This is a genomic window from Stenotrophomonas sp. STEN021, from assembly GCF_056760175.1.
The window spans coordinates 20,572-33,115 of the sequence record NZ_JBRREH010000016.1 but is presented as its reverse complement, the minus strand read 5'-3'; the positions used below and the strand labels follow the sequence as shown (position 1 = coordinate 33,115).

Genomic DNA, 12,544 nt, shown 5'->3' with positions numbered 1-12,544 from the left:
CGTTCTCCCGTTCACGGAAGAACGGTTGTGATGAGGGCAAGCTACTGGATGTAGTGCCGAGCCATGCTCGGCAGGGGGCGTCCCGGTAAGGCTTCTTGCCGAGCATGGCTCGGCACTACATGTGCATTGCTGGTAACGCCCCCTGCCGAGCATGGCTCGGCACTACGGGTGCATTTTCTCTGCTGAATTTGATCCAGATCAGTCGCCTACGGTGCGCATTGCCGCCAACAAGGGGACAATGGAGGTCTGCGCGTCATCCGCGCCCCTGTTCGACCTCCGTTGCAAAGGACTCCCCCATGGCTGCACGCAAGCAAAAGACCTATCCGATCGAAGTCCAGGCCAAGCCCGGCCTGCCGCTGGGCATGAGCCCGGCTACCTTCCTGCGCGATTACTGGCAGAAACGCCCGCTGTTGATCCGCGCCGCCTTCCCGGACTTCGAAACTCCGGTAATGCCAGAAGACCTGGCCGGCCTGGCCTGTGAAGAAGGTGCGCTGGCCCGCATCGTCAGCCATGACCGCACCACCGACGGCTGGACCTTGCGTACCGGCCCGTTCCAGGAAGAAGACTTCCCCGGCATGCCCGACCACGACTGGACCCTGCTGGTGCAGGACGTGGACAAGTGGGACCCGGAAGTGCGCGCCCTGACCTCCTACTTCAACTTCCTGCCGCGCTGGCGCATGGACGACGTGATGATCAGCTTTGCCGCCACCGGCGGTTCGGTTGGCGCCCATGTCGACCAGTACGACGTGTTCCTGCTGCAGGCCCATGGCCAGCGCCGCTGGCAGATCGACGCCAGCGAGTCGACCAAGGGCAAGCGCCCGTCGCTGGAGTTCCGCCCCGACGTCGAGCTGAAGCTGCTGAAGAAGTTCAAGGCCACCCACGATTGGGTGCTGGGCCCGGGTGACATGCTGTACCTGCCGCCGAACGTGCCGCACAACGGCGTTGCCGTGAACCCCTGCCTGACCTTCTCCTTCGGCATGCGTGCGCCCTCCTCGGCCGAACTGATCAGCGATTACCTGGACGATCTGGTTGCCGATGCCGACGAATCAATCCGCTTCCAGGACCCGGACCTGAAGCTGCCGGAAGATCCGAACGAGATCGACGCCGCCGCGATGAAGCGCGTGGTCGCCGCGCTCAATGCGCTGCGCATGAATGACCCCGACCGTCTGGGCAACTGGTTCGGCCGCTTCATCACCACTTACCGTGCCGCTGGCGACATCCTGCCCTCGCAAGCCCCGCCGTCACCGGAAGAAGTGACCGCTGAGCTGGAAAATGGCGGCGTGCTTGAGCGCCATCCCTGGGCCCGCCTGGCCTGGCGCCGCGCCACCCGTGGCGCCTCGCTGTACTGCTCGGGGCTGGCGTTCCAGCTGTCGATCAAGGACGCGCAGACCCTGGCCGGCGCCGAGCAGATCGACATCACGCTGTTCAACAAGCTGGGCAACAAGGGCCGTGATGCACTGATGGAACTGATCGTCGGCGGCCATTACCAGCTGCTGGACGTGGAAACCATTGCCGCCATGCTGGCCGAGCAGGACGCGCTGGAGGCCATGGAAGACGTGGCCGAAGAAGATTTCGACGAAGAAGACTTCGACGACGAGGCCGACGCCCCGGAAGTCGAGATCGAAGTCATCGAGTACAGCGAAGCCGGTGAAGGCGAGCCGTCCAGCGCCAGCATCGAGACCGTGCTGGTCAATGAGGAAGGCGTCGAGGTCGTGGTGATCTGCGACGACGGCGAGGAAGAAGACGAAAACGACGCGGAAACCCCGTCGGCATGAGTCAAACCGCGATCTTCCATGTAGAGATCGCCGACTACGCCGTGCAGCAGGCACTGCTGCACGGCGTGCGTCATACCGTATTTGTCGATGAGCAGAACGTCCCGGCCGAGCTGGAAATAGACGCACTGGACCCGCTCAGCGACCACGCGCTGGCATTGGACCAACACGGCCAGGCCATCGGCGCTGCTCGCCTGACCCCGGATCAGCGCATCGGCCGCATGGCCGTACTCACCGCCTGGCGCGGCAAGGGCGTCGGCCAAGCCTTGCTGAATGCGCTATTGGCAACCGCCCGCACGCACGGCTGGGGCGAGATCAGTCTGCACGCTCAACTGCACGCCCGCGACTTCTATGCCTGCAACGGATTTTTGCCGGAAGGTGTTGAATTTGAAGAAGCCGGCATCGGTCACCAGACCATGCGCCGGCGTCTGGACGGGGCGATGCGGGTACAGGACCCGGACCAGGCCCGCGCCGCCATGGCGGCGGTCATCCACGGCGCACGTCGCCACCTGCACCTGCAGCTTCGCGGCAACGATGCCCTGCTCGGTCAGCCGCTGGTATTGGACGCACTGCGCCGCTTCGCCACCGCCCGCTACCACAAGCAGGTGCAGGTGTTGCTGCACGAAGCCGACCTGCCCGCCCTGCCCGCTACGTTCATCGCCTTGGCACAACGCCTGCCCAGCGTGTTCCAGCTACGCGAACCGGTAGACCCGATGGACTGCGAGGTCAGCTCGGCAGCCATCAGCAACGATCACGGCGACTGCTACTTTCGTCCAATGGGCGCCCGTGTCGAAGGCGAACTGTCATTGGACAGCCCCGCCCGTGCGCAGCAGCAGGAAGCACTGTTCAAGCGCATCTGGGAGCGTTCACGTGATTGCAACGGGCTGCGCGTACTAGGTGTCTGAGCACTGACCGGGGCAGGACAGGCCGCAGTCAGGTATTAATGCGCGGGACAGTGTAGATGCCCCTTCCTGTCCAGTGAGGGGTATAATTTGATGGTTAGAACACGCCCGCGCGGGACGCTGTAACAGGTCCGCCGGTTCCCAGAACTACCCCACAAGTGAATCCGACTCTCCATCGTGGACAATCTACTGAAGCAGTTTGCGCAATCATCGCAGCTCGCCGGCGGCAACGCCTCCTATGTCGAGGACCTGTACGAACAGTACCTCGTCTCCCCGGACAGTGTGGACCCCAAGTGGAAGTCCTACTTTGACGGCTTCAAAGGCCGCGAAGCTGGCGATGTGCCGCACTCTGCCGCCATCGCACACATCACCGAAGCCGCAAAGAATGCTGGCAAGGTCGGCGCCAACGCCGGTTCCGGCGACGAGCGCGAGCGCAATGTCGGCCGTCTGATCACCGCCTACCGTTCGCGCGGCCACCTCGGTGCCAACCTCGATCCGCTGGGCCTGACCCCGCCGGTCAACCCGCCGGACCTGGGCCTGCCCTTCCACCACCTCAGCGATGCCGACCTCAACGACGAGTTCAGCACCGGCGGTGTCGGCGGCCAGCCGCGGATGAAGCTGCGTGACCTGTTTGCGCGCCTGAAGGCGACGTATACCGGTTCGATCGGCGCAGAATTCATGTATATCGCCGAAGTCGAGCAGCGCCAGTGGCTCTACCAGCGCCTCGAGGCTGCCGGTGGCAACTACAACCTGGATGCCGACACCAAGCGTCGCACCCTGGAGCGCCTGACCGCGGCCGAAGGCCTCGAACGTTACCTGCACACCAAGTACGTGGGCCAGAAGCGCTTCTCGCTGGAAGGCGGCGACTCGCTGATCCCGATGATGGACACCATCATCCGCGACGCCGGCAAGGAAGGCGTCAAGGACGTGATCATCGGCATGGCCCACCGCGGCCGCCTGAACGTGCTGGTCAACACCCTCGGCAAGAACCCGCGCAAGCTGTTCGACGAATTCGAAGGCAAGTTCGAGCACGACGACCGCGCCGTTGCCGGTGACGTGAAGTACCACATGGGCTTCTCGGCCGACGTCGCCAGCGATGGCGGCCCGGTGCACCTGGCCCTGGCCTTCAACCCGTCCCACCTTGAAATCGCCGATCCGGTGGTTGTCGGCTCGGTGCGCTCGCGCCAGGAACGCCGCAACGACACTGCACGCAAGCAGGTGATGCCGGTCCTGATCCACGGCGACGCTGCATTCGCCGGCCAGGGCGTGGTGATGGAGCTGTTCCAGATGTCGCAGGCCCGCGGTTTCGCGGTCGGCGGCACCGTGCACATCGTCATCAACAACCAGGTGGGCTTCACCACCTCCAACCGCGACGACTCCCGCTCGACCCTGTACTGCACCGACATCGCCAAGATGGTCGCCGCACCGGTCCTGCACGTGAACGGCGACGATCCCGAAGCCGTGGTGTTCGCGGCCAAGCTGGCCTATGACTTCCGCCAGCAGTTCAACAAGGACGTCGTGATCGACCTGGTCTGCTACCGCCGCTGGGGTCACAACGAAGCCGATGAACCGGCGATCACCCAGCCGCTGATGTACCAGGTGATCCGCAAGCACAAGACCACCCGCGAGCTCTACGCAGAGCAGCTGGAAGCCGCAGGCGTCATTGCTGTCGGCGCCGGCAAGGAAATGGTCGACGCTTACCGCAACAAACTGGACTCCGGTGAAGTCACCACCGAGCTGGCCACGGTCGAAAAGACCCCGGCCACCAGCAAGATGTTCGTCAATTGGCCGAAGTACCTGTCGGGCAAGCTGTCCGACCCGGTCAGCACCAAGGTCGACATGGGCAAGCTGACCCAGCTGGCCACCATGATCAACACCATTCCGGAAGGCGTGGAAGTGCACTCGCGCGTCGCCAAGGTCTACGACGACCGTCGCAAGATGGCTGCCGGCGAGATCCTCGGTGACTGGGGCTTTGCCGAGAACCTGGCCTACGCAACGCTGCTGGACGAAGGCAATGGCCTGCGCCTGGTCGGCCAGGACGTGGGCCGCGGCACCTTCACCCACCGCCACGCGATCCTGCACGACCAGAAGACCGACAACTACTACCTGCCGCTGCGTCAGCTGGTCGAGTCGCCGGAACAGGCCACCATCATCGATTCGCTGCTCAGCGAAGAAGCTGTGATGGCGTTCGAGTACGGCTTCTCCACCACCGATCCGAACACCCTGTGCATCTGGGAAGGTCAGTTCGGCGACTTCGCCAACGGTGCCCAGGTCGTGATCGACCAGTTCATCGCCTCCGGCGAAGCAAAGTGGGGCCGTATCTCCGGCCTGACCCTGCTGCTGCCGCACGGCTATGAAGGCCAGGGCCCGGAACACAGCTCGGCGCGCCTTGAGCGCTTCCTGCAGCTGTGCGCACTGGAGAACATGCTGGTCTGCGTGCCGTCCACCCCGGCACAGGCATTCCACATGCTGCGTCGCCAGATGCGCATGGACACCCGCAAGCCGCTGGTTGTCATGTCGCCCAAGTCGCTGCTGCGTCACAAGCTGGCCGTGTCCAGCCTGGATGAAATGGCCAATGGCGAGTTCCAGCACCTGATCGGTGACGCCACCGCGGACGCCAAGAAGGTCAAGCGCGTGGTCGTGTGCTCTGGCAAGGTCTACTACGACCTGCTGGAAGACGTGACCAAGCGCGGCCAGGATGACGTTGCACTGGTACGCGTTGAGCAGCTCTACCCGTTCCCGCGCCCGGCGCTGGCTGCCGAACTGAAGAAGTACGGCAAAGCCACCGACGTTGTGTGGTGCCAGGAAGAGCCGATGAACCAGGGTGCGTGGTACCAGATCAAGCACCACCTGCAGGCATGCGTGGCCGATGGCCAGGCCCTGCACTATGCCGGTCGCCCGCGTTCTCCGTCGCCTGCTGTTGGCCACATGTCCGATCACCTGCGCGAACTCGCACAGCTGCTCGCCGACGCGCTGGTCAACAAGATCGACGACAACTACGCCGAATAAGCCCCCTTTTCCACAAGAAAACGAAACCAGGAAATCAGCCAAATGGCCACCGAAGTCAAAGTACCGGTACTGCCCGAATCCGTCTCCGACGCCACCATCGCCACCTGGCACAAGAAGGCTGGCGAGGCCGTCAAGCGTGATGAGAACCTGCTCGACCTGGAAACCGACAAGGTCGTGTTGGAAGTACCGGCGCCGGTTGATGGCGTGCTGAAGGAAATCAAGTTCCAGGAAGGCGACACCGTCACCTCGAGCCAGATCCTGGCGATCATCGAGGAAGGCGCGGTTGCTGCTGCCGCTCCGGCCGCTGCTGCCGAGGCACCGAAGGCTGCTGCCCCGGCCGCCGCCGCTCCGGCTGCTGCCGCTGCACCGGCCCCGGTTGCCAAGTCGGCTGCCGACGCCCTGCCCCCGGGCGCCCGCTTCTCGGCAATTACCGAGGGCGTGAACCCGGCTGACGTGTCCGGTACCGGCCGTCATGGCGCGGTCACCAAGGAAGACATCGTCAACTTCGCCCGCAACGGCGGCGTCGGCAAGGCCGGCGGCGCACGTCCGGAAGAACGCGTGCCGATGACCCGCATGCGCAAGCGCATTGCCGAGCGTCTGATGCAGTCGAAGAACTCGACCGCCATGCTGACCACCTTCAACGAAGTCAACCTGTCCAAGGTCTCGGCTGCGCGCAAGGAACTGCAGGAAGAGTTCGTCAAGGCCCACGGCATCAAGCTGGGCTTCATGAGCTTCTTCGTCAAGGCCGCTGCCAACGCACTGCAGCGCTTCCCGCTGGTCAATGCCTCGATCGATGGTGACGACATCATCTATCACGGCTACTCGGACATCTCGATCGCTGTCTCGACCGAGAAGGGCCTGGTGACCCCGGTGCTGCGCAACGTCGAGCGCATGTCGTTCGCCGACATCGAGAAGGCGATTGCCGATTACGCCAAGAAGGCCCGTGACGGCAAGCTGTCGCTGGAAGAACTGCAGGGCGGTACCTTCACCGTGACCAACGGTGGCACCTTCGGCTCGCTGATGTCGACCCCGATCGTCAACCCGCCGCAGAGCGCCATCCTGGGCATGCACGCCATCAAGGACCGTCCGATCGCCGAGAACGGCCAGGTCGTGATCGCGCCGATGATGTACCTGGCCATGTCCTATGACCACCGCATCATCGACGGCAAGGATTCGGTGCAGTTCCTGGTGGACATCAAGAACCAGCTGGAAAACCCGGGCCGCATGCTGTTCGGTCTGTAATTCCGCTCGAAGCCCCTCTCCCACCGGGAGAGGGGTTGGGGTGAGGGCCGAGGCCCTCCCGCACCCTCATCCGGCGCTACGCGCCCCCTTCTCCCACAGGGAGAAGGGATTGGTACCAAGGAATCTCAAATGGCTGAACAATTCGACGTCGTCGTCATCGGTGCTGGTCCGGCCGGCTACCACGCTGCCATCCGCGCCGCACAGCTGGGCCTGAAGACCGCCTGCATCGATGCAGCGCTGGGCAAGGACGGCAAGCCGGCACTGGGCGGCACCTGCCTGCGCGTGGGCTGCATCCCGTCCAAGGCGCTGCTGGACTCCTCGCGCCAGTACTGGAACATGGGCCACATCTTCGATCAGCACGGCATCAGCTTCAACGACGCCAAGATCGACGTGAACAAGATGGTCGGCCGCAAGGACGCCATCGTGAAGCAGTTCACCGGCGGCATCGCCCAGTTGTTCAAGGCCAACAAGGTTGCCACCTACTACGGCTTCGGCCAGCTGCAGGCCGGCAATGTGGTCAAGGTCAAGCAGCACGACGGTTCGGAAGTCGAGCTCAAGGGCACCAACGTCATCATCGCCGCCGGTTCGGATTCGATCGAACTGCCGTTCGCCAAGTTTGACGGCAAGCACATCGTCGACAACGTCGGCGCGCTGGACTTCACCGAAGTGCCGAAGCGCCTGGCCGTCATCGGCGCCGGCGTGATCGGTCTGGAACTGGGCAGCGTGTGGAAGCGCCTGGGTTCGGAAGTGGTCATCCTGGAAGCACTGCCGGAGTTCCTGGCCGCCGCCGACGCCGAAGTGGCCAAGGTTGCCGCCAAGGAATTCAAGAAGCAGGGCCTGGACATCCGCCTCAACGCCAAGGTCTCCAAGACCGAGATCAAGGGCGAGGAAGTCATCGTCAGCTACACCGACGCCGAGGGCGAAAAGACCCTGACCGTCGACAAGCTGCTGGTGGCCGTTGGCCGCCGCGCCGCCAGCAAGGGCCTGTTGGCCGAAGGCACCGGCGTGCAGCTCAACGAGCGTGGCCAGATCGTGGTCGACGACCATTGCCACACCGGCGTTGACGGCGTGTGGGCGGTGGGTGACTGCGTGCGCGGCCCGATGCTGGCCCACAAGGGCTTCGAGGAAGGCGTTGCCGTGGCCGAGCTGATCGCTGGCCTGCCCGGCCACGTCAACTTCGACACCATCCCGTGGGTCATCTACACCGAGCCGGAACTGGCATGGGTCGGCAAGACCGAAGCCCAGCTCAAGGCCGAGGGCATTCCCTACAAGGCCGGCAGCTTCCCGTTCGCCGCCAACGGCCGCGCCGTCGCCATGGTGGAGCCGGCTGGCTTCGTCAAGGTGCTGGCGCACGCCGAAACCGACCGCGTGCTGGGCATGCACCTGGTCGGCGCCAATGTCTCCGAGCTGGTGCACGAAGGTGTGCTGACCATGGAGTTCAGCGGCTCGTCCGATGACCTGGCCCGCATCTGCCACGCCCACCCGTCGCTGTCCGAGGCAGTGCACGACGCGGCGATGGCGGTGACCAAGCGCGCCATCCACAAGGCCAACTAAGCTCCACGGCCTGTGACCTGAAGGCTCCGCCAAGGCGGAGCCTTCTTGCTTTTGTAGTCCCCGGTCTGCGTGCGCATTCATCGGCAGCAGAACGACCACCTCTTCCCATCCATCAGGAACAACACATGAAGTCCATCTGCGTCTATTGCGGCTCCAACCCCGGCGCCAAGCCCATCTACGTCGAACGCGCCACCGAACTGGGCACGCGCATCGCCAACGAAGGCCTGCGTCTGGTCTATGGCGGCGGCCGTACCGGCCTGATGGGCGCGGTAGCCGATGGCGTGCTGGCAGCAGGTGGCGAAGTCACCGGCGTGATCCCGCAGCACCTGGTGGACATGGAAGTGGCGCACAAGGGCGTGACCTCACTGGAGATCGTCAGCTCCATGCATGAGCGCAAGTCGCGCATGTTCGACCTGTCCGATGCCTTCGTCGCCCTGCCCGGTGGCTTCGGCACCGCCGAGGAGATCTTCGAGATGCTGACCTGGCGCCAGCTCGGCATCGGCCACAAGCCCTGTGCCTTCCTCGATATCGACGGTTTCTACCAGCCGCTGATCGGCATGATCGACACCATGGTCAGCGAGCGCTTCCTGCACCCGGAGCAGCGCGAGGACCTGTGGTACGGCGACGACGCCACGCAGATGCTGGAGTGGATGCGCAACTACTCGCCGGCCCAGGCCGACAAGTGGTTCGACGAGAAGAAGCGCAACGCGCTGCGCTGAGGCACCAAGGCGCTTTTGGGGGAGCGGCGGGAGCCGCGAAGCTCGTACCAACACAGCTTGCCAGCACCCCAAGCTAGCAACGACCAACACGCATCGTGCAATCCAAGCCGATGTGCAGCCGGAAGCATCTCCGGCTTCGCGGCTGACGCCGCTCCCACAAAAACCCGACCGACCGGTTGCGGGGGCGGCGTGAGCCGCGAAGCTCGTGTCCTGCACAGATCACAGGCCTTTGAAGCAAGCAACAGCAACGACCAACATGCATCGTGCAATTGCAGCCGATGCGCGGCGGAGGCATTGCCGGTTTCGCGGCTTACGCCGCTCCTACAAATCGGCAGCGCTTATGTCCGCTGCAAGGTCTCCTCGCGCGGCGCCGGGTAACCCAGCAGGTAACCCTGGCCAAAGTTGCAGCCCAGCTCCTTGAGCGTCTGCAGCTGCCGCTCGTTTTCGATGCCCTCGCCTATCGTTTCGATGCCCAGCGTGCGCGCGAGCGACAGCACGCCCTGCACCAAGGTGTGCGTGCTGTTGCTGCCTTCATCGTGCAGGCCAGCTACAAAACTGCGGTCCACTTTCAGCGCACTGATCGGGAAGCGATGCAGATAGGAAAGCGCCGAGTAACCGGTGCCGAAGTCATCCAGCTGCACCACCACGCCGCGCTCACGTAGCTGATGCAGCGCACGCAAGGTGCGCGGCTCGTCATCAAGCAAGGCCATCTCGGTGATCTCCACGCGCAGGCGCTCAGGATCTGCCCCCGCCGCGTCCAGCATCCCAAGCAACCGCGATGCAAACTCTGCCGAACGGAAATGCCGTGGTGACACGTTCACCGAGATGTAGCCGACAGCCGACGCAGCCATGTCCTGCATCACCTGCTCGTAGATCTGCCAGTCGACCTGTTCGATCAAGCCGCTCTCTTCACCCAGCGACAGGAATTCCCCCGGCAGCAGCACGCCGCGACGCTCATGTCGCCAACGCAATAGCGCTTCGTGGCCGACCACCTGGCCGTCAAGCAAGGACACGATAGGCTGGTAATACGGCAGGAAGTCGCGCTTCTTGATCGCCCTTCGCAGGTCCGCTTCCAGCTCCAGGCTGCGCATGGCCTCGTCGTGCATCGCACCGTCGAACATCACGCAACGGTCCTGGCCCTTGAGCTTGGCCCGGTACATGGCAGCGTCCGCATCACGCAGCAGGTCCGCGCCGGAGCTATAGCGCGCATCCCATACCGCGATACCAATGCTGCCGGACGGGAACAGCTCACGCCCATCCACCCACATCGGCGCCTCCAGCGCCTTGAGCAGGCGTCGGCCCAGATCCATCGCTGCATTCGAGCCGCGGTCCGAGTGCACAAGCAGGGCGAACTCGTCGCCCCCCAGTCGCGCCACTACATCTTCGCCACGGACCAGCCCCACCAGCCTGCGTGCTACCTCGACCAGCATCTGATCGCCGGCGGCGTGGCCAATACTGTCGTTGACCCATTTGAAGCGGTCCAGATCCAGGAACAGCAGGGCGAAATGTGGGGCTATGCCCAGCTCTGCATTCTCGATGGCGCGTTCAAGGCGATCCTGCAGGTGCAGCCGGTTGGGCAGCCCGGTCAACACGTCGTGCATGGCCAGATGGGTCAAACGTTGTTCGGCGCGCATACGCTCGCCGATCTGGCCCAGCAGCTTCTGGTTCACCTCACCGAGTTCACGGGTACGTTCGGTTACCCGCAATTCCAGGTCCGCATACGCCTGCACCAGCCGTCGCTGGTCGCGCTGGCGGGCCAGGCTGTTGCCAATCGTGCGCGCCACAAATACCAACAAGCGCTGATCATCGGCACTGAATACAACCTCCGGGTTGTAGCTCTGTACGGCGATCACACCGACCACTTCCTCATCGCTGAACAAGGGCACGCCCAGCCAGCACTGCGACTTGGCACCGAACTCTTTCAAGGTGCCGGCGGCGATCAATTCGTCGATATCCGCACGCGTCAGCAGGACCGGTTCGCGGCGTTGCAATGCGTACTCGGTCAGGCCATCGCTGAACACCCGGGTTGCACGTTCTCGATTGAAACGATCAACCGAATAGACGAACTCGATGCCTGTCGCATCCTCGGTCACCATCGCCACGTAGAAATTGCTGGCATCCAGCAGGCGGCCAATGATCTCGTGCACCTGCGCGTAGAACTCGCCGGTGGCCTTGCCACTCAGCGCCAGCTCGGAAATATTGAACAGCGCCGCCTGCAGCATTTCCGCACGCCGCCGCTCGACGATCTCGCCCTGCAGGTGATTGTTTATGCGCTCCAGATCCTGGGTACGCTGCCAGACCCGCTGCTCCAACTGCGCGTGCGCCTGATGGCGATCCATCGCAGTGAGGATGTGCTTGGCGACAAAGTTCAGCAGCGCCAGCTCTTCTTCGCCATAGCAGGCATCGGCGACATAACTCTGCACCACGATCGCCCCGCATACGCGGTTGTCGCGCCACATCGGCACACCCAGCCAGTCGGTACTTTCCACACCTTCGGACACCTCGTACGGCTGTTCGAGGTATTTGGCCAGCTCACGCGACGGCCCGCTCAATGCACGACCATTGCGCAGCACAGCAAAGGTCAAGCTGGCAGGCATTTCCTCGTAGCGATAACGGCGCCCGGGCTCAGGCAGATAACTGTCGTGGGTATCAACGAAGTACAGGAACTCCAGGCTTTGCTGGTTTTCATCGCACTCGACGATGTAGCAATTCTCGGCATACATCAATGAACCCAGGATGCGATGGAAATGCGCCATCATCTCCATCATCGCAAGGTCGGCACCGGCCAGGTCGGCGATTTCAAACAAGGCCTTCTGCAGTTGCTTGGAACGCTGCAGCTCTTCAATCTGGATGCGTTGGCGCATCAACTCCATTGCCGAGCAGATCAGCACCCGCGCCGTGCCCTGCCATGCTTCAAGGCGCGCGGCAGGCAATGCCTCTGCGATGTCGATCAACAGTACATAGTCCGCGTCGCTGTCGTGGCTCCATTCCAGTCGCTGGGTAGTCAGCGGCAAGCCTGGGGAACGCCCCGCAAGGCAGTCTCGCGCCAACTGACACAGGCTGACGGCAGACTCCGGGAAACTGCAGCTGCCCTCGCCAAGCACGCCATCGCGCCACGCCAGCGCAACCGTGCTGGTCGACGGCAACAAACCCTGCAATGTCGCCACCACCTTGGTGACCGGCGAAAATGTTTCGGCGCGCTGGGGTTCAACCCTCGCGTCAAGCTCGCTATACGACATGTATCCGCTCTCTCTGGGTCCCGGCAACGCGGAACTCCCCCCTGATCGACCAGCATACCTTTCGCAGCGGTCAAGAGCAGTGCGTCGCAGAAAAAGATTCCAATTCA

At 63.5% G+C, this 12,544-nt stretch carries 7 protein-coding genes; 6 read left to right on the top strand and 1 reads right to left on the bottom strand.

Going from position 1 to position 12,544, the window contains the following annotated elements; all coding sequences use genetic code 11:
- Positions 1-296: 296 nt before the first annotated feature.
- From ACVOL0_RS05240 to ACVOL0_RS05215, 6 genes are all read left to right on the top strand, one after another.
- Positions 297-1,775, top strand: coding sequence for a ribosomal protein uL16 3-hydroxylase (locus ACVOL0_RS05240; protein ID WP_481548186.1), 1,479 nt, complete (start codon positions 297-299; stop codon positions 1,773-1,775).
- Positions 1,772-2,677 (top strand): GNAT family N-acetyltransferase, encoded by a 906-nt coding sequence (locus ACVOL0_RS05235; protein WP_481548185.1) that lies wholly within the window; start codon positions 1,772-1,774, stop codon positions 2,675-2,677. The genes ACVOL0_RS05240 and ACVOL0_RS05235 overlap by 4 nt, the downstream gene beginning before the upstream one ends.
- A gap of 174 nt (positions 2,678-2,851) precedes the next feature.
- Positions 2,852-5,683, top strand: a complete 2,832-nt coding sequence (locus tag ACVOL0_RS05230; RefSeq protein WP_481548184.1) for a 2-oxoglutarate dehydrogenase E1 component — start codon at positions 2,852-2,854, stop codon at positions 5,681-5,683.
- A gap of 42 nt (positions 5,684-5,725) precedes the next feature.
- Positions 5,726-6,925 (top strand): dihydrolipoyllysine-residue succinyltransferase, encoded by a 1,200-nt coding sequence (gene sucB / locus ACVOL0_RS05225; RefSeq protein ID WP_481548183.1) that lies wholly within the window; start codon positions 5,726-5,728, stop codon positions 6,923-6,925.
- Between the two features lie 129 nt (positions 6,926-7,054).
- Positions 7,055-8,479 carry a dihydrolipoyl dehydrogenase gene (gene lpdA, locus ACVOL0_RS05220; protein ID WP_481548182.1) on the top strand — a complete coding sequence of 475 codons (1,425 nt, stop codon included), beginning with the start codon at positions 7,055-7,057 and terminating at the stop codon, positions 8,477-8,479.
- 125 nt (positions 8,480-8,604) lie between these two features.
- Positions 8,605-9,198 (top strand): LOG family protein, encoded by a 594-nt coding sequence (locus tag ACVOL0_RS05215; protein ID WP_481530296.1) that lies wholly within the window; start codon positions 8,605-8,607, stop codon positions 9,196-9,198.
- A gap of 338 nt (positions 9,199-9,536) precedes the next feature.
- Here ACVOL0_RS05215 and ACVOL0_RS05210 read toward each other — a convergent pair whose 3' ends face one another.
- A complete protein-coding gene (locus ACVOL0_RS05210) occupies positions 9,537-12,437 on the bottom strand; it encodes a bifunctional diguanylate cyclase/phosphodiesterase (RefSeq protein WP_481548181.1) in 2,901 nt (966 codons plus the stop codon).
- Positions 12,438-12,544: the final 107 nt, after the last annotated feature.

Coding starts and splice junctions, on each gene's coding strand:
- ACVOL0_RS05210 (WP_481548181.1), bottom strand. CDS start 12,437: ATGTCGTATAGCGAGCTTGACGCGAGGGTTGAACCCCAGCGCGCCGAA.
- lpdA (WP_481548182.1), top strand. CDS start 7,055: ATGGCTGAACAATTCGACGTCGTCGTCATCGGTGCTGGTCCGGCCGGC.
- ACVOL0_RS05240 (WP_481548186.1), top strand. CDS start 297: ATGGCTGCACGCAAGCAAAAGACCTATCCGATCGAAGTCCAGGCCAAG.
- sucB (WP_481548183.1), top strand. CDS start 5,726: ATGGCCACCGAAGTCAAAGTACCGGTACTGCCCGAATCCGTCTCCGAC.
- ACVOL0_RS05235 (WP_481548185.1), top strand. CDS start 1,772: ATGAGTCAAACCGCGATCTTCCATGTAGAGATCGCCGACTACGCCGTG.
- ACVOL0_RS05215 (WP_481530296.1), top strand. CDS start 8,605: ATGAAGTCCATCTGCGTCTATTGCGGCTCCAACCCCGGCGCCAAGCCC.